Origin of the sequence: Shinella sp. HY16 (assembly GCF_028534175.1) — a bacterium.
GTDB lineage: Bacteria > Pseudomonadota > Alphaproteobacteria > Rhizobiales > Rhizobiaceae > Shinella.
Genome location: NZ_JAHYXL010000002.1, coordinates 890,574 through 911,663, shown reverse-complemented (window position 1 = coordinate 911,663; position 21,090 = coordinate 890,574). Strand labels below are relative to the sequence as shown.

At 64.4% G+C, this 21,090-nt stretch carries 19 protein-coding genes; 13 read left to right on the top strand and 6 right to left on the bottom strand.

Going from position 1 to position 21,090, the window contains the following annotated elements; all coding sequences use genetic code 11:
* Positions 1–12 precede the first annotated feature (12 nt).
* A complete protein-coding gene (locus K0P03_RS24720; protein WP_272790866.1) occupies positions 13–762 on the bottom strand; it encodes an IclR family transcriptional regulator in 750 nt (249 codons plus the stop codon).
* Between the two features lie 269 nt (positions 763–1,031).
* On the opposite strand from K0P03_RS24720, the gene K0P03_RS24715 reads away from it, so the two are divergent.
* Positions 1,032–2,483 carry an APC family permease gene (locus tag K0P03_RS24715; protein ID WP_272790865.1) on the top strand — a complete coding sequence of 484 codons (1,452 nt, stop codon included), beginning with the start codon at positions 1,032–1,034 and terminating at the stop codon, positions 2,481–2,483.
* 46 nt (positions 2,484–2,529) lie between these two features.
* On the top strand, positions 2,530–4,008 hold the full coding sequence (locus K0P03_RS24710) for an aldehyde dehydrogenase (protein WP_272790864.1): 1,479 nt from the start codon (positions 2,530–2,532) through the stop codon (positions 4,006–4,008).
* A gap of 62 nt (positions 4,009–4,070) precedes the next feature.
* Here the strand turns inward: K0P03_RS24710 and K0P03_RS24705 are convergent, their stop codons facing one another.
* Positions 4,071–5,477 (bottom strand): pyridoxal phosphate-dependent decarboxylase family protein, encoded by a 1,407-nt coding sequence (locus tag K0P03_RS24705; protein ID WP_272790863.1) that lies wholly within the window; start codon positions 5,475–5,477, stop codon positions 4,071–4,073.
* A gap of 579 nt (positions 5,478–6,056) precedes the next feature.
* Between K0P03_RS24705 and K0P03_RS24700 the strand changes: the two genes are divergently transcribed.
* From K0P03_RS24700 to K0P03_RS24650, 11 genes are all read left to right on the top strand, one after another.
* Positions 6,057–7,313, top strand: a complete 1,257-nt coding sequence (locus K0P03_RS24700; RefSeq protein ID WP_272790862.1) for a Tm-1-like ATP-binding domain-containing protein — start codon at positions 6,057–6,059, stop codon at positions 7,311–7,313.
* On the top strand, positions 7,310–7,963 hold the full coding sequence (locus K0P03_RS24695) for an HAD family hydrolase (protein ID WP_272790861.1): 654 nt from the start codon (positions 7,310–7,312) through the stop codon (positions 7,961–7,963). Before K0P03_RS24700 ends, K0P03_RS24695 begins: the two co-directional genes overlap by 4 nt.
* 11 nt (positions 7,964–7,974) lie before the next feature.
* On the top strand, positions 7,975–9,333 hold the full coding sequence (locus K0P03_RS24690; RefSeq protein ID WP_272790860.1) for an aspartate aminotransferase family protein: 1,359 nt from the start codon (positions 7,975–7,977) through the stop codon (positions 9,331–9,333).
* A gap of 1 nt (position 9,334) precedes the next feature.
* Entirely contained in the window at positions 9,335–10,618 is a 1,284-nt protein-coding gene (locus K0P03_RS24685; protein WP_272790859.1) for an aspartate aminotransferase family protein, read from the top strand.
* A gap of 4 nt (positions 10,619–10,622) precedes the next feature.
* Complete coding sequence (locus K0P03_RS24680) at positions 10,623–11,612, top strand: phosphotransferase enzyme family protein (protein WP_272790858.1); 990 nt, start codon at positions 10,623–10,625, stop codon at positions 11,610–11,612.
* Positions 11,613–12,115: 503 nt separating this feature from the next.
* The gene (napE, locus tag K0P03_RS24675; RefSeq protein WP_023514115.1) at positions 12,116–12,307 is read left to right on the top strand and encodes a periplasmic nitrate reductase, NapE protein; all 192 of its coding nucleotides are present in this window, start codon (positions 12,116–12,118) and stop codon (positions 12,305–12,307) included.
* Positions 12,308–12,316: 9 nt separating this feature from the next.
* Entirely contained in the window at positions 12,317–12,817 is a 501-nt protein-coding gene (gene napF, locus K0P03_RS24670) for a ferredoxin-type protein NapF (RefSeq protein WP_272790857.1), read from the top strand.
* A complete protein-coding gene (locus K0P03_RS24665; protein WP_272790856.1) occupies positions 12,810–13,094 on the top strand; it encodes a chaperone NapD in 285 nt (94 codons plus the stop codon). Before napF ends, K0P03_RS24665 begins: the two co-directional genes overlap by 8 nt.
* A complete protein-coding gene (napA, locus tag K0P03_RS24660) occupies positions 13,069–15,573 on the top strand; it encodes a periplasmic nitrate reductase subunit alpha (protein ID WP_272790855.1) in 2,505 nt (834 codons plus the stop codon). The genes K0P03_RS24665 and napA overlap by 26 nt, the downstream gene beginning before the upstream one ends.
* The gene (locus K0P03_RS24655; protein WP_023514111.1) at positions 15,543–16,034 is read left to right on the top strand and encodes a nitrate reductase cytochrome c-type subunit; all 492 of its coding nucleotides are present in this window, start codon (positions 15,543–15,545) and stop codon (positions 16,032–16,034) included. Before napA ends, K0P03_RS24655 begins: the two co-directional genes overlap by 31 nt.
* Positions 16,035–16,036: 2 nt before the next feature.
* Entirely contained in the window at positions 16,037–16,741 is a 705-nt protein-coding gene (locus tag K0P03_RS24650; RefSeq protein ID WP_272791106.1) for a NapC/NirT family cytochrome c, read from the top strand.
* Positions 16,742–16,757: 16 nt separating this feature from the next.
* On the opposite strand, the gene K0P03_RS24645 is transcribed toward K0P03_RS24650, so the two are convergent.
* From K0P03_RS24645 to ytfR, 4 genes are all read right to left on the bottom strand, one after another.
* Positions 16,758–17,480 (bottom strand): FadR/GntR family transcriptional regulator, encoded by a 723-nt coding sequence (locus K0P03_RS24645; protein ID WP_037406640.1) that lies wholly within the window; start codon positions 17,478–17,480, stop codon positions 16,758–16,760.
* Positions 17,481–17,567: 87 nt separating this feature from the next.
* Positions 17,568–18,536, bottom strand: coding sequence for a galactofuranose ABC transporter, permease protein YjfF (yjfF, locus tag K0P03_RS24640; RefSeq protein ID WP_023517099.1), 969 nt, complete (start codon positions 18,534–18,536; stop codon positions 17,568–17,570).
* Positions 18,533–19,558 carry an ABC transporter permease gene (locus tag K0P03_RS24635; RefSeq protein ID WP_272790854.1) on the bottom strand — a complete coding sequence of 342 codons (1,026 nt, stop codon included), beginning with the start codon at positions 19,556–19,558 and terminating at the stop codon, positions 18,533–18,535. Before K0P03_RS24635 ends, yjfF begins: the two co-directional genes overlap by 4 nt.
* Complete coding sequence (gene ytfR, locus K0P03_RS24630; RefSeq protein WP_272790853.1) at positions 19,555–21,075, bottom strand: galactofuranose ABC transporter, ATP-binding protein YtfR; 1,521 nt, start codon at positions 21,073–21,075, stop codon at positions 19,555–19,557. The genes K0P03_RS24635 and ytfR overlap by 4 nt, the downstream gene beginning before the upstream one ends.
* Positions 21,076–21,090 lie beyond the last annotated feature (15 nt).

Here is a 21,090-nt window from a genome sequence, read left to right as displayed (position 1 = left end):
GCCTGTCGTCTGTCAGGTCCGGTTGCCATAATATTTCTCCGCAATGCCGCGGGCGGCGGTGGCGACCTTCCGGCCGATCTCCTGCATGCGGGCAAGGTCGGCGCGCGCGGTCGGCGCTGCCACGGCGAGCGCGCCCACTGGCCGCCCGCCGGGTGTCAGGATCGGTGCTGCGGCGCTGATGACGCCGATCTCGAACCCCTGCTGGCTGATCGAATAGCCACGCTCCAGCGTTTCACGCAGGAGCGTGCGCACGGCTCCGGCGTCGGTGACGGTCTCGGCTGAAAAGCGTTCCAGCGGCCGCGCCAGCGCGCGGTCGATCTCGTCGGGCGGAAGGAAGGCGAGATAGGCGAGACCCGAGGCGGTGGCATGGAGGGGCAACACAGCCCCGGGTTCGACGATCACACGGTGGGCCTGCGACGAATCCTCAACATGAATGGTGGAGAGCCGCCCGCCGGAAAACTCCGAGAAGTGCACCGTCTCGCCGGCCTGTTCCGCCAGCGCCTTGGCGAAAGGGGCAGCCACGGCGACGAAGGGGAAACGCGCCCGGCGAAGGCGCGCCAGCCGGATGGGCGCCGCGCCGAGGCGATAACGGCGCGTATCTTCGTCCTGTTCCACGAAGCCGTGCTTTTCGAGTTCCACGAGAAAGCGTCGCGCGGTCGCCTTGTCGAGTGCGGAAAGCCGCGCGAGGTCGCTGAGGCCGATATCCTTGTCGAGCTCGGAAATCAGATCGAGGAGGGAAAGGGCCTTTCCGATGGTGCTCATGCATGCGCTCCGCAGTGTAATGCCAGTCTCCTGCGAACGTTCGTCCTCTCCGTTACCGCTCCTGTTTCGCACGCCCGACAAGTCGAGATACTTAACATGAGAAATAACTTGACGCCGGAACTGGCTTTTGCAAATCTATAATTAAAATAACGGTTCAAATAATGAACCACAAGGAAAATGTTTCGTGGGAACCGCCGTCGCTTTTGGCGCGGCATCGGACACGCGGCCGCCGGATGCATGAGGGCAGCCGCCAGGATGGGAGCAAGATCATGACAGAACACAGCGTGCCGTCTGGCGGCGCGAACCAGTTGCGCAAGAACAGCCTCGGTGTCGGGGCTGTCACATTCCTCGTCGTCTCCGCGGCTGCGCCGCTGACGGCGGTTGCTGGCGGCGTGCCGCTGTCGATGATGCTGGGCAACGGCCCAGGCATTCCGCTGACCTTCGCCTTCGTAACGACGGTGCTGCTGCTCTTTGCCATCGGCTATGTCGCCATGGCCCGGCATATCAGCAATGCCGGCGCCTTCTATGCTTATACGGCGCAGGGCCTCGGCGGTCTCGCCGGCGGCGCTGCCGCACTGATTGCCATCCTCGCCTACAATGCCATGCAGATCGGCGTCTTCGGCCTGTTTGGGGCGGCAACGGCCGGCTTTTTCGCCGGCTATGGCCTCGACCTGCCCTGGTGGGTCTGGACCTATATCGGCATCGCCCTCGTTGCGGTCTTCGGCTACCGGCGGGTGGACTTTTCCGCCCGCGTGCTCGCCGTGCTCGTCGTGCTCGAATATCTGGTCGTGCTGGTCATCGATGCGGCCATCCTCGTAAAGGGCGGCGACAGTGGCCTTTCCGCTGCGCCCTTTACGCCGTCAGCCTTCTTCTCGGGGACGCCGGCCATTGGCATCCTGTTCTGCTTTGCCGCCTTCATCGGCTTCGAGGCGACGACCATCTACAGCGAGGAGGCCCGCGAGCCAGAAAAGACCGTGCCGCGCGCCACCTACATCTCCGTGCTGATCATCGGCCTCTTCTACATGCTGACCTCCTGGCTGATGGTCAACGGCGCGGGCGTCGACAAGCTGGTGCCGGAAATCCAGGGCCTTGCCGATCCGACCACCTTCCTCTTCGGCCTCGCGGATCGCTATGTCGGCGGCGGCATCACCACCATCATGAGCATTCTCTTCATCACCAGCCTCTTTGCCGGCGTCGTCGCCTTCCACAATGGCGTTGCCCGCTATCTCTATGTCGCCGGCCGCGAAGGTCTGCTGCCCAAGGCGCTCGGCGTCACCCATCCGGTGTTCCAGAGCCCGCATGCCGGCTCGGTCGTGCAAACGATCATCGCCGTCCTCGTCGTGGCGCTCTTCGCCTTCACGGGGCAGGATCCGGTGCTGGCGCTGTTCTCCTGGCTCACCAATGTCGGCACGCTGGCGATCATTCTCCTGATGGCGCTGACTGCCTTCGCCATCGTCGCCTTCTTCGGCCGCAATCCGGGCCTCGAAGGCAACCGGATCGTCACGACCGTGCTGCCGGTATTGACGGGCCTCATCCTGCTGGCGCTGGTGTTCTATATCGCAACGAACTTCGGCGCCCTGGCCGGTGCGGAGGGACCGCTTGCCGTGTTCCTGCCGGGCCTTGTGCTGATTGCCGCGATCATCGGCCTCCTTTGCGCCCTGCGCCTGAAGGCGGGCGATGCCGGCGCCTTTGCCCGGCTCGGCGTCCGCCGGGAAGTGTGAGACCAGGGGTGGCGCTTCGGCGCCACCTGCCCTTTGAGGAAAGACCATGCAGGAAAAGATCAACGCACTCCGCAATCTGGCGGTCGCTCCGCAGGCGCTGTTTATAAACGGCATTTGGCAGGACCCGGCGGATGGCGCGGTGCTGGATGTCGTCTCGCCCATCGACGGGTGCACGCTGACGACGATTGCCGACGCCGGTGTGGCAGATGTGGACCGGGCGGTAAAGGCCGCCCGTACCGCTTTCGAAAGGGGGCGCTGGGCAAAGGCGGCGCCGGCCGAGCGCAAGCGGGTGCTGCTGAAGATCGCCGACCTGATCGAGCAACACGCGCTGGAGCTTGCCGTGCTCGGCGTGCGGGACAACGGCACCGAGATTTCCATGGCACTGAAGGCCGAGCCCGGCAGCGCCGCCGGCACGTTCCGTTACTATGGCGAGGCGATCGACAAGATCTATGGCGAGATCGCACCGACGGCCGGCGACATCCTCGGCCTCGTCCACCGCGAGCCGGTCGGTGTCGTCGGTGCCATCGTGCCGTGGAACTTTCCGCTGATGATCGGCGCCTGGAAGATCGCCCCGGCGCTCGCTGCCGGCAACTCCATCGTGCTGAAGCCGGCGGAGGCCGCCTCGTTGACGCTGCTGCGCCTCGCTGCCCTTTGCGCCGAGGCGGGGCTGCCGGAAGGCGTGCTGAACGTCTTGACCGGTCGTGGTGCGGTTACGGGTGAGGCGATGGGGCTGCATCCGGACATCGACGTGCTGGTCTTTACCGGTTCCGGCCCCGTTGGCCGGCGCCTCCTGGAATATTCCGCCCGCTCCAACCTGAAGCGCGTCTATCTTGAACTCGGTGGTAAATCGCCGAACGTCGTCTTCGCCGATGCGCCGGACCTCGACCGCGCGGCCAAGGTCTCGGCCTATGGCATCTTCCGCAATTCGGGGCAGGTCTGCGTGGCCGGTTCGCGGCTGCTCGTCGAGCGTTCCATTGCGGAGGCGTTTTCGCAGAAGGTGGCGGAGGTTGCCGCGGCGATGGCGGTCGGCGATCCGCTGTTGCTGACCACCGAGGCCGGTGCCATTTCCAGCGAGGCGCAACTTGGCAAGAATCTCGGCTTTGCCGAACAGGCGCTATCCGAGGGCGCCCGGCTGCGCACTGGTGGAAAGCGTATCCTTGCCGAGACCGGCGGCTTCTACATGCAGCCGACCGTCTTCGACGTTGCGCCGGGTATGACGCTTGCCCGCGAGGAGGTGTTCGGACCGATCCTCTCCATCATCCCCTTCGACGGCGAGGATGAGGCCTTGCGCATCGCCAATGGCACGGACTTCGGCCTAGCCTCGGCCGTCTGGACAGCCAATCTGTCACGGGCGCATCGCATGGTGCGCGGCATCCGTGCTGGTGTCGTGCATGTCAACACCTATGGCGGGGCGGACAACGCGGTGCCGCTCGGCGGCGTGCGCCAGTCCGGCAACGGGCACGACAAATCCCTGCACGCGCTGGACAAGTATCTCGACCTGAAGACGGCCTGGATCCAGCTTTAAGTCCCCACGATTTTGCGTAGGAGCCCGGCTGTCCGTAAGGACACGCCGGGCTCCTACGCATGTCATGTCAGCGAGCGGGCGATTTCCGTAATGACCGCGAAGGCGGTGTCCGCGTCGTCGCGGGTCATCTCGAACTGGCCAGCCTGGAAACGGATGGCGATGCGTCCATCGACGCGGGTCTGTGTCAGATAGATACGTCCGTCGTCGTTGATGGCGTTGACGAGGGCGATATTGTGCTGGTCGGCCTCTGCGCCGCCCGTGTGGCGGAAGGAGAAGAGCGAGAGCACAGGTTCGCTGACGATCTCGAAATCCGGCTCCCCGGCAAGCCGCTCCGCCAGTTCCCTCGACCAGGCGACGTGGTTGCGGATCATCGTGCGCAGGCCTTCAAGGCCATGATAGCGCATCAGGAACCACAGTTTCAGCGCGCGAAAGCGCCGTCCGAGCGGTACGGACCATTCGGAATAGTTGATGATGCCGTCATGGCCGTGCGTCTTCAGGTATTCCGGCTGGATGGCGAGCGTGCGCACCTGGTCCTCGGGACTGCGGATGAACTGCACCGAGCAGTCGAAGTTGGCGCCGAGCCATTTGTGCGGATTGAAGACGATGGAATCGGCGGCCTCGATGCCCTCCCAGAGGCTGCGGAATTCCGGGCAGATCATGGCCGAACCCGCCCAGGCGGCATCGACATGCAGGTAGAGGCCATGTGCCTTTGCCACTGTTGCCACATCGCCGATCGGATCGCAGGCGCCGATGGAGGTGCCGCCGGTGCAGGCGATGATGCCGGCCGGGACGTGGCCGGCGGCAAGGTCCGCGCGGATCGCGGCGTCGAGCGCCTCGGGGTCCATGCCGTTGAGCGGCCCCTTGGTCGGAATGCGCACGAGGTTCGCCTCGCCGATGCCGGCAATCCAGATCGCCCGGTCGATCGAGGTGTGCACCTGTTTCGAGGCATAGACGCGCACCGCGCCGTGCGCCGCCAGTCCCTCGCTGTTGCCCTTCCAGCCGAGTGCCTTCTCGCGCATGACCAGCACGGCGGCGAGCGTCGCGGTGGAGGCGGAATCCTGGATCACACCGGAAAAGCCATCCGGCAGACCGAGCGCCTGGCGCAGCCAGTCGACCACCCGCGTTTCAAGCTCGGTGGCGGCGGGCGACGTCTGCCAGAGCATGCATTGGGCCGCGACGGAGGTGACGAGATAATCGGCGATCACCGAAACGGGCGCGGCATTGGCAGGAAAGTAGGCGAAGAAGCGCGGGTGCTGCCAATGGGTGAGGCCATCGGGGATGATGCGCTCGAAATCCGCGAAAATCGCCTCCATCGCCTCGCCCCCTTCCGGGGCCGTATCGGCGATCTGCCTGGCGATGTCGCCAGGCTTCGTCTGCGCCCGCACCGGCCGGTCGCGCAGGCCCGCCCGGTAGTCGGCGCCCCAATCGGCTACCGTGCGCGACCACCGGCGGAATTCTTCGCTATCCATGTCTTGCTCCCTGTTTGCGTTGCGCATTTCTCGATGCTTGCCCTGCGATTTGCAATGTCTTGTCGGTATGTTGTGCCGATAGGCGCGCGTATGCGCCGGGGCAGATGTGCCGGATTGCAGTTAATTAACACGTTAATCAAGAGGTGATTTCTGTCAAGGGTGCCCCGGTTATCGGCCGCGTCCCTTTGGTCGCTTCCGCTTGAAGGAGCCTGGATCGGAAAAGCAGAACGGATTCCAACGGTTCAATATACAAACCACAGCTTCAAATATAGACTTGCAAACGATCAAACTTCCTGCCAGATTAATTCGCATGTTAAGTATCTGTCGTGACACCGCGCGACAGCGCCTGAGGGGAGCCAGGCTTGACGGGGAGCGAACGGGAATGAGTGCCATAGCCAGCATGGGTCGGGACGCCATGTCCGTGAAGGACGTGGGGAGGGGGCTGACGCGGATAGCGGGCGCCGGGTATCTTCTCGTGCAGGGGCGCCGGGCGCCGGGCCACGCATCGGTTGGTTCCAATGCATTCTATCAGGTCGGCCGGAAGGTCGGTTCCGCCATTCAATCGAGGAGGAATGGTCGATGAGCGCCAGCGCCCGTCTGCCCCATATTCTGGTGATCGGCACCGGAGACACCAAGAGCGAGGAGTTGCTGTTCATGGCCGAGGTCATCGGCAAGGCCGGTGGCGTTCCCGTTCTGGTCGATGTCAGCGTGCTCGGCGACCCGCCCTATGTGCCGGGCCATTCCAAGCATGACATCGCCGCCGCTGCCGACACCACCATGGAGGCGATCACCAGCAGCGGCGACGAGAACACCGCTATGGCGCTGATGGCCAGGGGCGCGGCGGCGCTGGTGCGCCGGCTTTCTGATGCAGGAGAGGTGGACGGCATGATCGCGCTTGGCGGCTCGCTCGGCACCGACCTTGCGCTCGATGTCGCAGCCGTGCTGCCGCTCGGTGTGCCCAAGTTCATCGTCTCCACCATTGCCTATTCCCATCTCCTGCCGCCGGAGCGCATCGCGCCCGACCTGATGATGATCCTGTGGGCGGGTGGGCTCTATGGTCTCAATCCGATCTGCCGGGCGGTGCTGTCGCAGGCGTCGGGCGCGGTCGTCGGCGCTGCCAAGGCTGGTGAGCGACCCGGCCGCCAGCGCCCGCTGGTCGGCATGACCTCGCTCGGCTCCTCCTGCCTCAGCTATATGAAGGTGCTGAAGCCGGAGCTGGAGCGGCGCGGCTACGACGTTGCCGTCTTCCATTCCACAGGCATGGGCGGGCGTGCCTATGAGGCGGTCGCGGCGCAGGGAGGCTTTGCCGCCGTCTTCGATTTTTGCATCCAGGAAGTGACCAATGCGCAGAACGGCTCGGTCGCCGTCTCCGGGCCCGACCGTATGGAAAATGCAGGCCGCGCCGGCATTCCGCAGATTGTCGCGCCCGGCGCGGTCGACATGGTGGATATGCCCGCCTGGCAGGAGACGCCGGATCGCTTCGCCGGCCGGCCCTATCATGCACACAACCGGTTGATCGCCTCCGTCACCGTCTCGCCCGATGAGCGCCGCGCAGTTGCCCGCGTGGTCGCCGCCAAGCTGGGAGGCGCGAGTGCGCCGGTCGCCTTCCTGCTGCCGACGCAAGGCATCCAGGAATGGGACCGAGAGGGCGAGCCGCTGCATGAACCGGATGCGCTGGATGCCTTCCTCGACGAGATGCGCCGTGCCATGCCGGCCTCGGTCGCCTTCGAAGAGGTTGATGCGCACATCAATGCTCCTGACTTCGCCGTAAGGGCGCTGGAAGTTTTCGACCGCTGGGTCACCGAAGGCATCGTCGAGAAGGGGCAGGCGGCATGACGGAAGCGCAGCGGGCATTGATCCTCGATTTCGGCGGTGTCGTCACCCGCACGCTGTTCGAAACGCACGACGTTACCGAGCGTGCGCTCGGCCTGCCGGCCGGTACGCTGACCTGGCGCGGCCCGTTCGACCCCGCTACCGACCCTCTGTGGGTATCGCTGCAGGCGCGAGAAATCACCGAGCGCGACTACTGGATGACGCGCACGCAGGAGGTCGGCGCGCTGCTCGGCGAGGACTGGACGGACATGAAGACCTTCGTGCAGCGGGCGCGCGGGGCGGATCCCGAGCTTGTCCTACGCCCCGAGGCGCGCGATGCGATCCTGAAAGCCAAGGCGGCCGGGCTGAAGCTCGCCATCCTCTCCAACGAACTCGACCTTTTCTACGGCGAAAGCTTTCGCAAGCGCTTTCCGCTGATCGACCTTTTCGATGTCATCGTCGATGCGACATACACGAAGATCCTGAAGCCCGATCCACGCGCCTACGAACAGGTGCTGGCGGAACTGGGGCTTGCCCGCGCCGACTGTGTCTTCGTCGATGACCAGAAGAAGAACATAGAGGGTGCGGTGGCCATCGGCCTTCCCCATGTGCATTTCGACGTGACCCGGCCTGCCGAAAGCTACGCGCAGGCGCTGAACATGCTTGGACTTTGAAAGGATATCCCATGCGCGATTCCAACTTCCTGATCGAGAACAACGCCCGCCATCTCTGGCACCCCATGGCGCATCCGGCCGAAATGCAGGCCAAGCCCCCGCGCATCATCAATGCAGGCGAGGGCGTTTCGGTGGTGGATATCCACGGCAAGACGGTGCTGGATGCCGTCGGTGGCCTGTGGAACGTCAACCTCGGCTATTCCTGCGAGCCGGTGAAGAAGGCGATCCGCGACCAGCTCGACGAACTGCCCTATTATTCCACCTTCCGCGGCACCACCAATTCGCCGCTGATCGAACTGTCCTATGAGCTGGCGGCGTTCTTCAAGGAGGACGGCCTTACCCGCGCCTTCTTCACCTCGGGCGGCTCGGATTCCGTCGAGACGGCACTCAGGCTCGCGCGCCAGTTCCACAAGATCAACGGTCAGCCGGAGCGCACCAAGTTCGTGGCGCTGAAGAAAGGCTATCACGGTACGCATTTCGGCGGCGCCTCGGTCAACGGCAACGCCAATTTCCGCCGCAACTACGAGCCGCTGCTGCCCGGCGTCTTCCATCTTGCCGCGCCCTATCCCTACCGCAACCCCTTCAACACCAGCGACCCGGATGAAATCGCCCAGGCGATCGCCCGCCAGTTCGAGGACGAGATTGCCTTCCAGGGCGCCGACACCATCGCCGCCTTCATCATGGAGCCGGTGCTGGGCGCCGGCGGTGTCATCGTGCCGCACGAGACTTTCATGCCGCTGATGCGCGCCATCTGCGACAGGCACGGCATTCTCCTCATCGCTGACGAGGTCATTACCGCCTTCGGCCGCACCGGGGCCTGGACCGGCTCGCGCGGCTGGGGCGTCAAGCCCGACATGATGACCACCGCCAAGGCGATCACCAACGGCTACTTCCCCTTCGGTGCGGTGATGATCGCCGACAAGGTTGTCAATGCCTTCGAAGCCAACAAGGATTCCTTCGGCGCCATCGGTCACGGCTATACCTATTCCGGCCATCCGGTCGGCGCGGCGGCGGCACTGGCGACGCTGAAGGAAACCGCCCGCGTCGACACCGCCGCCAATGCAGCCGCACGCGGTGTCGAGCTGATCGCCGGTCTTGAGGGGCTGAAGGCCAAACACGAACTGGTCGGCGATGTGCGCGGCAAGGGGCTGATGGCGGCGCTGGAGCTCGTCTCCGACGGCCAGAAGAAGAGTGCAGCCGCCAAGGATGTGGTGCAGAAGGTCTACGATGTTGCCTATGATGAAGGCGTGATGGTCCGCACGTCGGGCAGCAATGTCATCATCTCGCCGCCGCTCGTCATCACGGCCGCTGATCTAGAGAAGATCGTCTCGGCGCTGGATGCCAGCCTCAGTGCGGCGGAAGGGCGCTAGAATGACCGGCGCACAAGCCCTGCGCGCCCGCCGCGAGCAGCTGCTCGGCCGCAACATGTCGCTCTTCTATGACGACCCGGTGCATCTGGTCAGAGGCGAGGGCGTCTTTCTGTGGGATGCGGACGGGCGCAAATATCTCGATTGCTACAACAACGTGCCGCATGTCGGCCATTGCCATCCGCGGGTGGTCGAGGCGATCTGCCAGCAGGCCTCGACGCTCAATACCCACACACGCTACCTGCATGAAGGGATTCTTGACTATGTCGAGCGGCTGACGGCGACCTTCGACAGGAGCCTCGACACGGCCATCCTTACCTGCACCGGCAGCGAGGCCAACGACGTGGCCTTGCGCATGGCGCAGGCGGTGACCGGCAGGACGGGCGTCATCGCCACCGATTTCACCTATCATGGCAACACGACTGCGGTCTCGCAGCTGTCGACGCGCATGCCGCCGGTCGGCGGCTACGGTGGCCATGTCCGCCATGTGCCGGCGCCGGATGCCTATCGTCCGCTCGGCGGGGAGGGCGGCAAGGCCTTTGCCGAGGCCTGGGCCGCTGCGGTGGAGGCGGCAATCGCCTCGCTGCAGGAAAGTCCCTTCGGCTTTTCCGCGCTGATCATCGATCCGTTCTTCGCCAATGAGGGTTTTCCGGACCTGCCGGAAGACTTCCTGGCGCCCGCCGTCGCGGCGGCAAGGAAGGCCGGGGGCCTTGTCATCTGCGACGAGGTGCAGCCCGGTTTCGGCCGCACCGGCACCCATCTTTGGGGGCACCAGAAGGCCGGCATTCTCCCTGATATCGTCACCCTCGGCAAGCCGATGGGCAATGGCCATCCGGTCGGTGGTGTCATCGCCGCATCCGAAACGCTGAATGCGTTTCGAAAGGCGTTTCGTTACTTCAACACCTTTGGCGGCAATCCGGTATCCTGCGCTGCGGCGATGGCCGTGCTCGACGTGCTGGAGGAGGAGAAGCTGCAGGAGAACGCGCTTCATGTCGGCGCCTATGCCTGCGCGGGGTTGCAGAAGCTGGCGGACAAACACCCGCTGATCGGCAATGTGCGCGGCAGCGGCCTGTTCTTCGGGGCCGAACTGGTGCTCGACCGGCAGGAAAAGACGCCCGCCTCGGACATCGCCACGCGGGTCGTCAACGGCATGCGCGAGCGTGGTGTGCTGATGGGCAAGCTCGGCATCCACCAGAACGCCACCAAGATCCGCCCGCCCATGCCCTTCTCCCGGGAGAATGCCGATTTGATGCTGGCGGCGCTCGACGACGTGCTGGGTGGGCTGTGACGCGATGGACGACATGATCGCAACCCTGACGGCACGGGCGGCGAGCGCCATTGCGCATTGGGACCTGCCGGACCAGGTGCCTGAATTGTTGAAATACCGCGAGAACGCGGTCTTCAAGGTCCGCCTGCGGGATGGCCGTCCGGCGGCCTTGCGGCTGCACCGCCCTGCTTATCATTCGCCCGTGGCGCTTGCCTCCGAACTCGCCTTCATGGCGGTGCTGCGTGAGAGAGGCATCGCCGTGCCGCTGCCGATCGCCGCGGCGGATGGCAGCCTGCTCGCCGTCCTGCCTTCTCCGGAGAGCTCTGCTCCGCACTATGCCGATCTGATTGGCTGGATGGAGGGCGAGCCGCTCGGCGATACCGGAGCTCCGCTTCCGCGTACCGGCCGCGACCTGCCGGCGCTCTTTCGCGTCATCGGGCAGGAAATGGCGCGCCTTCATGACGTAGCCGATGGTTTCGTGCGGGCGGCGGGATTTGAGCGCCCGGCCTGGGATGTCGAAGGGTTGCTGGGGGAATCGCCCTTCTGGGGCCGGTTCTGGGATTGCCCGCTGCTTGCGCCGACGCAGCGGGATGACCTTGCGCGCCTGCGGGACCGTCTGCTGCCGCGGCTTTCGGCGCTGGCGCCAGGTCTGGACTACGGCCTGATCCATGCCGACCTCGTGCGCGAAAACGTCCTCGTGGCGGATGGCGCAGTCGCCTTCATCGACTTCGACGACTGCGGCTTCGGTTTCCGGCTGTTCGATCTGGCAACCGCGCTGCTGCGCAACCGGCACGAGCCGGACTACCCGCAGCTGCGCGGGGCCTTGCTGGAAGGCTACACTGCCGTCCGGCCGCAGGCGGAACCGGATTTCCAGCACCTGCCGCTGTTCCTGCTGCTGCGCGCGCTCACCTATATCGGCTGGGCGGCCGCGCGACCGGAGCTTCCCGACAATCCCGCCCGTTTGCGGCGGTATCTCGGCGACATCGAAACGCTCGCGAACGATCTTCGCGTTTGAAGAGCGCGTGCCCTCGCCGATCGATGCGATCAGCGGGATTGCCGTGAATGGAAAGGTCGCTGGCTTCAGTCGGCCTGCGGATTCGTGCGACAGCAAAGGCCTTGCTCCAACGTCCAGCCTCCTGTCCTTCTGGCACCACGAGCACCCGCGAGGTGAAATATGCCTGGGGGCGAATTCGGAATGGCCACCCTGCCTGGCGGATGTTTGCCGGGGTGCAGCTGCGACGTGCTCCTCCAAGACAGGCCAGAAACCCTGTTTCCCCGCGAATAGTTTTTCCTCTGAAATGACAAATTTCTAATATTTGTCTCGGATCGTGAGATTTAATTCTGTATTTTTCATTCATTTTATAAGAAATTCTTTGAATCGTTATATCTGTACGAATATATCGACAATTGATATTGCGCAAAAGTATTCTTGAGTAAAATAGAAATGTTTATTTCACTTTATTTTTAGGGGGGCAATGCTAGTATTGCGGCACTGAATGGTATCGGAGGACATGTTCCTTGTCTGAGGTCGCCCCGGAACAACTGACGCCGCAACAACCCGTATCTCGACGGCGACGGGAGCTTGTTACGTTCTTTGTTCTTGCTTTCGGCATCTGGCCGATCGTCGCTGTCGGTGTGGTCGGCGGTTATGGTTTCCTCGTCTGGATGTTTCAGATCCTCTACGGCCCGCCGGGTCCGCCCGGTCATTGAGGGACGGTCATGACGCAGCAAGTCCTTTCCAGGCGGATGTTTCTGAGCGGTGGCAGGCGCGCCGCGGTCGCCGGTATTCGCCCGCCCGGGATTGCGGAAGGCGGGCTTGCAGCCTGCACGGGCTGCGGGCAATGCGTCGAACACTGTCCGACCGGCATTGTCGGTCTTGTCGATGGGGTGCCTCTTCTCGATTTTTCCGTGGCGGAATGCACTTTCTGCGGCGCCTGCGCGCAAAGCTGTCCCGAGCCGGTGTTCACCGATGGGCTTGCCGCCCGCTTCGATCATGCCGTTGCCATCGGGCCTTCCTGCCTGCCGTTCCAGGGGGTTGATTGCCAGGCCTGCCGTGACGCCTGTCCCACCGGCGCCATTCGCTTTCGGCCGGTGCGTGGCGGGCCGTTCGTGCCGGAGCTGACGGCCGAGGCCTGCACGGGCTGTGGCGCCTGCATTTCCGTCTGTCCCGTCGGCGCGGTTGCGACCGCGCCGCGAGGCGCGGAGGCCGCCCATGTCTGAACAGCGGCGCCATCATATCTCCAGCGCTGTGGTCGCCACGAAGCCGGGCGCGCTTGACAGCGTGTTGGCGACACTTGCGACCATCGACAATGTCGAGGTGCACGGTGCGGACAAAGGCAAGATCGTCGTCGTCATAGAGGGGCCGAACACCGGTGTGCTCGGGGATACGCTGATGCGCATCTCCGTCCTCGACGGCGTGATCGCGGCGAACATGGTTTTCGAGCATGTCGAATTGGAAGAGGACGAGGTGCATGGGCAGCGAACTGACGCGGCGTGACATCCTGAAGGCCCAGGCGGCGGGCGTTGCGGCGGCGGCGGCAGGCATCGTGCTGCCTGCTGCCGCCCAGCCGGTTCCGGGCGGGGTGAGCGCGCTGGAGATCAAATGGGACAAGGCGCCCTGCCGCTTCTGCGGCACCGGCTGCGGCGTCATGGTGGGCGTCAAGGAGGGCAAGGTCGTCGCCACGCACGGTGACATGCAGGCTGAGGTCAATCGCGGTCTCAACTGCATCAAGGGCTATTTCCTGTCGAAGATCATGTACGGTACGGACCGCCTGACAGCGCCGCTTCTGCGCAAGCGAAACGGCGTCTATGCCAAGGACGGCGAGTTCGAGCCGGTGACCTGGGAAGAGGCCTTCGACGTGATGGCCGACCAGGCCAAGAAGGTGCTGAAGGAAAAGGGGCCAACCGCTGTCGGCATGTTCGGTTCCGGTCAGTGGACGATCTTCGAGGGTTATGCCGCGACCAAGCTGATGCGCGCCGGCTTCCGCTCGAACAATCTCGACCCGAACGCCCGCCACTGCATGGCCTCTGCCGCCGTCGCCTTCATGCGCACCTTCGGCATGGACGAGCCGATGGGCTGCTACGACGACTTCGAGCATGCCGATGCCTTCGTGCTCTGGGGCTCGAATATGGCGGAGATGCACCCGATCCTGTGGACGCGCATCGCCGACCGGCGGCTTGGCAACGAGCATGTGCGCGTGGCCGTTTTGTCCACCTTCACCCATCGCAGCATGGACCTTGCCGACATCCCGATGGTCTTCAAGCCGGGCACGGACCTGGTGATCCTCAACTATATCGCCAACCACATCATCCAGTCCGGCCGGGTAAACGAGGATTTCGTACGCAACCACACGAAGTTCGTGCGCGGCGTCACCAATATCGGCTATGGCCTCAGGCCGGACGACCCGGTGGAGGTCAAGGCGGCCAATTCCGCCGATCCGGGCAAGACGGAACCGATGGACTATGAGGCCTTCAAGGCCTTCGTTGCCGAATACACGCTGGAAAAGGCGGTCGAGATGACCGGCGTCGAGGCCGGCTTCCTCAAGCAACTCGCCGAGCTCTATGCCGACCCGGGCCGCAAGGTCATGTCGCTCTGGACCATGGGCTTCAACCAGCATGTGCGCGGCGTCTGGGCGAACCAGATGGTCTATAACCTCCATCTTCTGACGGGCAAGATCTCCGAGCCCGGCAACAGCCCGTTCTCGCTGACCGGCCAGCCGTCGGCCTGCGGCACGGCGCGCGAGGTCGGAACCTTCGCCCACCGCCTGCCGGCCGACATGGTGGTGACAAACCCGGAACACCGCAAGCATGCAGAAGAAATCTGGCGCGTGCCGCACGGGCTCATCCCGGAAAAGCCTGGTTACCACGCCGTCCAGCAGGACCGCATGCTTCGTGACGGCAAGCTCAATTTCTACTGGGTGCAGGTCAACAACAACGTCCAGGCCGGTCCGAACACCTCGAACGAGACCTACAAGGGTTATCGCAACCCGGAGAACTTCATTGTCGTGTCGGATGCCTATCCGACGATCACGGCGATGAGCGCGGACCTCATCCTCCCAGCCGCCATGTGGGTGGAGAAGGAGGGCGCTTACGGGAATGCCGAGCGACGAACCCATGTCTGGCATCAGCTTGTGCAAGCGCCGGGCGAGGCGCGGTCCGATCTCTGGCAGATGGTCGAGTTCTCCAAGCGCTTCACCACGGACGAGGTCTGGCCGGCGGAGATCCTGGCGGCCAACCCCGCCTACAAGGGCAAGACGCTCTACCAGGTGCTGTTTTCCGAGAGCGATGTGGCGAAGTTTCCCGTCAGCGAGATCAGTCCCGACCACGCCAACAACGAGGCGCAGCAGTTCGGCTTCTACCTGCAGAAGGGGCTGTTCGAGGAGTATGCTGCCTTCGGCCGCGGCCATGGCCACGATCTTGCGCCTTACGACACCTATCATGAGGTGCGCGGTCTGCGCTGGCCGGTGGTCGACGGCAAGGAGACGCTGTGGCGTTACCGTGAGGGTTACGATCCCTATGTGAAGGCCGGCGAAGGGGTGAAATTCTACGGCAACAAGGACGGCAAGGCGGCGATCATCGCCGTACCCTACGAGCCGCCGGCCGAATCCCCCGACAACGAGTACGACACCTGGCTCGTCACGGGACGCGTGCTGGAGCATTGGCATTCCGGCTCGATGACCATGCGCGTGCCAGAGCTCTACAAGGCCTTCCCCGGCGCGCGCTGCTTCATGAATGCCGACGATGCGCGCAAGCGCGGCCTCAACCAGGGATCGGAAATCCGCATCATCTCCCGGCGCGGCGAGATCCGCTCGCGCGTCGAGACGCGCGGGCGCAACCGCATGCCGCCGGGCGTGATCTTCGTGCCGTGGTTCGATGCCAGCCAGCTCATCAACAAGGTTACGCTCGACGCCACCGACCCCATCTCGAAACAGACGGATTTCAAGAAATGCGCAGTCAAGATCGAACCCGTCGCCTGACCCCGAGCCCCGGATGGATTTTCGCCGCGATCGGCGTCGCGGTGCTTGCCACCGGGGCCATGGCGCAGATGGTGCCGCAGCTTTCCGGCCCGCAGGGGGACGCGATGCAGACCCTGCCGGCCGATCCCCTGCCGAAATGGATCGTCGACGATATCAGGCGCATGCGCGCCTACCCGGAACAGCCGCCGGTCATCCCGCACTCGATCGACGGCTACCAGTTGTCGGTCAATGCCAACCGCTGTCTTTCCTGCCACAAGCGTGAATTCTCGCAGGATGCCGGCGCGCCCATGATCAGCATCACCCACTACATGACGCGCGAGGGCCAGATGCTCGCGGACGTCTCGCCGCGGCGCTATTTCTGCACCGCCTGCCATGTGCCGCAGGCCGACAGGAAGCCGCTCGTCGAGAACACGTTCAAGGACATGAGCGAGATGGGTGTCACAAAGGCGGGAAGCGAGTGATGGTGGCGCGCATCAAGGCACTGATCGCCTGGGTCTGGACCATGCTGACCACGCCCGCGGCAACGCTCAGCCTCGCCTTCCTGACGCTTGGCGGCTTTGTCGGCGGGGTCATGTTCTGGGGTGCCTTCAACACGGCGCTGGAGCTGACGAACACGGAGACATTCTGCACCTCGTGCCATGAGATGCGGGACAACGTCTATCAGGAACTAACCAATACGGTGCATTTCACCAACCGCTCCGGCGTGCGTGCCTCCTGTCCGGATTGCCATGTGCCGCATGAGTGGACCGACAAGATCGCCCGCAAGATGCAGGCATCGAAGGAGGTCTGGGGCAAGATCTTCGGCACGATCAACACGCGCGAGAAATTCCTCGACAAGCGACTGGAGCTTGCCCAGCACGAATGGGCGCGGCTGAAGGCGAATGACAGTCTGGAATGCCGCAACTGCCATTCCTCCGTGGCGATGGATTTCACCAAGCAGACCCAGCGTGCGGCGGACATCCATGCCAAGTTCCTCCTGCCCGGCAAGGCGACCTGCATCGACTGCCACAAGGGTATCGCTCACGAACTGCCCAACATGGAAGGCGTCGATCCCGGCTGGAAGATGCCGCACGAGCTGGAGGGCAAGGAGCGTCCCACGGCATCCAACGGCGCGATCGAGGACTTGCGCAAGGCGGTGGCAAGCGCGCATGGGGCAATGACGTTCTAATGGCGGGACTTGAGCGCTACGGCTGCTTCCGCGCCAGCGTGTCCGTCAGGCGGTTGCGGCCGACGCGGATAACCGTTTCCATGGCACGCCGGGCGCCGTCTTCGTCGCGCCGGCGAATTTCCTCGACGATACGCATATGGCTCGCGGCGACGTCGCCGATCTTGATCTGGTCGGCGGCGGGCGAAGAGAGCTTGAAGATGCCGGCCAGCGCTGCCTCGATGAGGCTGCCCACCGTACGCATGAAAGGATTGCGCGCGGCGTCGATCACGCTGAGGTGGAAACGAAGATCGGCGAGCGCCAGGGTTTCCGGTGTGTGGGCCGGATCGCCCATGGCGACGGCAAGTAGCATCATCTGGTTGATGTCGGTCTCGCTCGCGTGGCGGGCGGCGAGGGCGGCGGCCTGTGGCTCGAAACCGAGGCGGATCTCGCTGAGGTGAACGAGGAACTGCTCGTCCACACCGACGGCGAAGTGCCAGGTAAGAATGTCGCTGTCGAAGAGGTTCCACTGGGTCTTTGCCGTGACGCGCGTGCCGATGCGGGCGCGGGGAACGACGAGCCCCTTGGCTGCCAGCGTCTTCATCGCTTCGCGCAGCACCGTGCGCGAGACGCCGAAGCGGGCCTCGAGTTCCGCGTCGCCAGGCAGCGTGGCGCCAACCGCGAATTCGCCGGCGACGATCGCCCTGCCGAGTTCGCCCACGACCTGCGAGTGGCTGGTGCTGGCCACGGGTCCGTTCATCATCGTTTCGAGCAGGCCCTTCTTGCGCACCGGTTCGTCCCCGCCTAGCCGTCGGGGTTTCGGATACGGGCGAAGGCGGCAGGATGCGTTTCAGGCATGTCGCCTCCGCCGATCCGCCACGAGGATCAGGCCCTTCTGGAGCAGGATGAAGGCGAACAGCAACAGGCCGATCAAGATCTTCGTCCACCAGCTCGACAGCGATCCATCGAAGGTAATGTAGGTTTGGATGAGGCCCTGAATGAGGATGCCGACCAATGTGCCGGCGACGAAGCCGGAGCCGCCGGTCAGCAGTGTGCCGCCGATCACGACCGCGGCGATCGCGTCGAGCTCCACGCCGACGGTGGCAAGCGAATAACCGGCAGAGGTGTAGAGCGAGAAGACGATGCCGGAAAGCCCTGCAAGAAAACCGGAAAGGGCATAGATCATCACTGTCGTGCGCCCGATCGGCACGCCCATCAGCCGTGCCGTCGCCGTGCCGCCGCCGAGCGCGTAGATGTTGGCGCCGAAGCGGGTGCGGTGGGCGATCAGAATGCCGGCAGCGAAGACGAGGAGCATCAGCCCGCCGATGAGGGTGATGCGCCCGCCGCCGGGCAGCTTGTAGTAGGCGCTCTTCAGGGTGGCGTAGAAGGGGTGCTTGATCGGGATGGAATCGATCGACAGCACGAAGGCCATGCCGCGCGCCAGGAACATGCCGGCGAGCGTGACGATGAAGGGCGGCATTTCGAGGTGATGGATGATCGCGCCCATCGAAGCGCCAAAGGCGGTGGTGATGAGAAGCGCCAGCACGAAGGCGGCAAGCGGATGGATCGCCGTCGATTGCAACAGCACGGCGAGAAGCACGCCCGTGAAGGCGATGACCGCACCGATCGATAGATCGATGCCGCCCGACAGGATCACGAAGGTCATTCCGACCGCCGCGATTCCGAGGAAGGCATTGTCGGTCAGGAGGTTGCCGATCACCCGCGTCGACAGCATGTTGGGGTACTGCGCGAAGCAGACGGCATAGGCGATGAGGAAGATCGCAATCGTAGCGGTGAGGGGAAGATAACGCGGGTTCATTTCGTCTCCTCGCCGGTCTTGCTTACCGCCGCCTGCGCGCGGGAGAGGAAGACGAAGGCCGACTGTGCGCGCGGCGACTGGATGACGAGGATCAGAACGATGATCGCCGCTTTGATGATCAGGTTGAACTCGGGCGGGAAGCCGGACAAGAGGATGCCGGTGTTGATCGACTGGATGATGAGGGCGCCGAGCAGCGAGGCGGCGATGGAGAAGCGCCCGCCGAGCAGCGAGGTGCCGCCGACGACGACCGCGAGGATCGCGTCGAGCTCCAGCCAGAGGCCGGCATTGTTGGCATCCGCGCCACGGATATCGGCGGCGGCGATGATGCCGGCGAGGGCGGCGCAGAGGCCCGAGAGCACATAGGCGGCGATCAGCAGCACGCCGGTGGAGACGCCCGAGAGCGTGGAGGCGCGCCGGTTGACGCCGAGCGCCTCGATGAGCATGCCGAGCGCCGTGCGGCGCACGAGCATGGCCACGGCAAGGCCGAAGACGAGCCAGATGACGATCGGCATGGGCAGGCCGAGAAACGAGCCGCTGCCGATGAAGATGAGACCGGCATCGTTGAAGGTGAGGATCGCCCCTTCGGTGATGAGCTGGGCGATGCCGCGTCCGGCGACCATCAGCACCAGGGTCGCGATGATCGGCTGAATATCGAGCACGGCAACGAGGACGCCGTTCCACAGGCCGCAGAGAAGTCCTGTGCCGATGGTGATGGTGAGCGTCGCCACCAGCCCGTAACCTTCCGTGATACAGGCGGCGGCCACTGCCCCGCAGATCGCCATGATGGCGCCGACCGACAGGTCGATGCCCTTGGTGGCGATGACAATAGTCATGCCGATCGCCAGCAGCGCCACCGGCGCGCCGCGGTTGAGGATGTCGATGACGCTGCCATAGAGACGGCCGTTCTGCATTTCGAGGCGAAAGAAGTCCGGAAAGGCGATCGACACCATCAGGAGGATGATGGCGAGCGCCGCGATCTGCGGAAAGAGCCTGATGGCGTAGGTTTTCACGGTCGTGTTCATGCGTCGATCCTCCCGGTGGAGGTAGCGATCGCCTCGACGATGCCGTCCGTGGTGACCGCGCTGCCGGTGAGTTCGGCGACATGCGCCCGGTCGCGCAGCACGATGACGCGGCTGGAATAGGCGACCAGCTCTTCGAGTTCGGAAGAGATGACGATCAGCGACATGCCTTTCTCGCAGAGGGATTCGATGAGCCGGATGATCTCCGCATGCGCGCCGACATCGATGCCGCGCGTCGGCTCGTCGAGGATGAGGAAGTCCGGGTTGGTGGCGAGCCAGCGGGCGAGGATCGCCTTCTGCTGGTTGCCGCCGGAAAGCAGCTTGATCGGCTTCTCCCGATCGCTCGTGCGGATGTCGAGCGCCTTGATGTAGTGGTCCGCCAGCCGGTCCTGTTCGCCACGGCTGATCGGCCGCGCCCAGCCGCGGCGGGCCTGGAGGGCGAGTGCGATGTTTTCGCGCACGGAGAGGTCGCCGATGATGCCGTCGATCTTGCGGTCTTCCGGGCAGAAGCCGAATTTCTCGCGGATGGCGGCGCGGGGGGATGAGAGGTCGAGTGCCCGGCCGTCGCCCTCCGCCGTGCCGCTGTCGGCGCGCTCGGCGCCGAAGAGGATCTCGGCGGTTTCCGTGCGGCCGGAGCCGAGCAGGCCGGCAATGCCGACGACCTCGCCGGCGCCGACATCGAGGTCGAACGGCTGGATATGGCCCTTGCGGCCGAAATTGCGAAAGCGGAAGCGGACCGCGCGGGCCTCGGCCTTTGCGTCATGTTCAGCCGAAACTTCCTGCACCAGTTCGCGGCCGAGCATCATGGCGATCAGGTCGCGGCGCGGCAGGTCTGCCGTCTCGCGTGTGCCGACGCGTTGGCCGTTGCGCAGCACGGTAATGCGGTCGGAAATCTCGTAGACCTGCTCGAGGAAGTGGGTGATGAAGACGATGCCGAGACCGCGCGCCTTCAACCGACGCACAATGCCAAACAGCATCGCCACTTCGTGCGTGTCGAGGCTGGCGGTTGGCTCGTCGAGGATCAGCACCTTGCCCGACAGGTCGACCGCGCGGGCGATGGCGACGACCTGCTGTACCGCGACGGAATAGGCAGCAAGCTCGGCGGTGACGTCGATGTCGAGATCGTATTCGGCAAGCAGCGCTCTCGCCCGGCGGTTCATCTCGCGGGTGTCGATAAGACCGAAACGTCTTGGCTGACGACCGAGGAAAAGGTTCTCGGCGACTGTCAGGTTCGAAAGCAGGTTCACTTCCTGGTAGACGGTGCCGATGCCGAGATTCTGGGCCTCCAGCGTGCTTTGCGGATCGACGTCGGCGCCATCGACGAGGATGTGTCCGCCATCCCGGCGATAGGCGCCGGTGAGGCACTTGACGAGCGTCGACTTGCCGGCGCCGTTTTCGCCGAGCAGCGCATGCACCTCGCCGCGCTGCAGAGAGAAATCGACGCGGCTCAGTGCCTTGGCGCCTGGAAAGATCTTGTCGATCCCCGTCGCCGAGAGAATGTAGGAACTGGCAGGCTGCATGATCCCGACCCGGAT

Excerpts from the sequence above, each read along its gene's own strand:
- K0P03_RS24720 (WP_272790866.1), bottom strand. The coding sequence starts at position 762 with ATGAGCACCATCGGAAAGGCCCTTTCCCTCCTCGATCTGATTTCCGAG.
- K0P03_RS24715 (WP_272790865.1), top strand. The coding sequence starts at position 1,032 with ATGACAGAACACAGCGTGCCGTCTGGCGGCGCGAACCAGTTGCGCAAG.
- K0P03_RS24710 (WP_272790864.1), top strand. The coding sequence starts at position 2,530 with ATGCAGGAAAAGATCAACGCACTCCGCAATCTGGCGGTCGCTCCGCAG.
- K0P03_RS24705 (WP_272790863.1), bottom strand. The coding sequence starts at position 5,477 with ATGGATAGCGAAGAATTCCGCCGGTGGTCGCGCACGGTAGCCGATTGG.
- K0P03_RS24700 (WP_272790862.1), top strand. The coding sequence starts at position 6,057 with ATGAGCGCCAGCGCCCGTCTGCCCCATATTCTGGTGATCGGCACCGGA.
- K0P03_RS24695 (WP_272790861.1), top strand. The coding sequence starts at position 7,310 with ATGACGGAAGCGCAGCGGGCATTGATCCTCGATTTCGGCGGTGTCGTC.
- K0P03_RS24690 (WP_272790860.1), top strand. The coding sequence starts at position 7,975 with ATGCGCGATTCCAACTTCCTGATCGAGAACAACGCCCGCCATCTCTGG.
- K0P03_RS24685 (WP_272790859.1), top strand. The coding sequence starts at position 9,335 with ATGACCGGCGCACAAGCCCTGCGCGCCCGCCGCGAGCAGCTGCTCGGC.
- K0P03_RS24680 (WP_272790858.1), top strand. The coding sequence starts at position 10,623 with ATGGACGACATGATCGCAACCCTGACGGCACGGGCGGCGAGCGCCATT.
- napF (WP_272790857.1), top strand. The coding sequence starts at position 12,317 with ATGACGCAGCAAGTCCTTTCCAGGCGGATGTTTCTGAGCGGTGGCAGG.
- K0P03_RS24665 (WP_272790856.1), top strand. The coding sequence starts at position 12,810 with ATGTCTGAACAGCGGCGCCATCATATCTCCAGCGCTGTGGTCGCCACG.
- napA (WP_272790855.1), top strand. The coding sequence starts at position 13,069 with ATGGGCAGCGAACTGACGCGGCGTGACATCCTGAAGGCCCAGGCGGCG.
- K0P03_RS24655 (WP_023514111.1), top strand. The coding sequence starts at position 15,543 with ATGCGCAGTCAAGATCGAACCCGTCGCCTGACCCCGAGCCCCGGATGG.
- K0P03_RS24645 (WP_037406640.1), bottom strand. The coding sequence starts at position 17,480 with ATGATGAACGGACCCGTGGCCAGCACCAGCCACTCGCAGGTCGTGGGC.
- yjfF (WP_023517099.1), bottom strand. The coding sequence starts at position 18,536 with ATGAACCCGCGTTATCTTCCCCTCACCGCTACGATTGCGATCTTCCTC.
- K0P03_RS24635 (WP_272790854.1), bottom strand. The coding sequence starts at position 19,558 with ATGAACACGACCGTGAAAACCTACGCCATCAGGCTCTTTCCGCAGATC.
- ytfR (WP_272790853.1), bottom strand. The coding sequence starts at position 21,075 with ATGCAGCCTGCCAGTTCCTACATTCTCTCGGCGACGGGGATCGACAAG.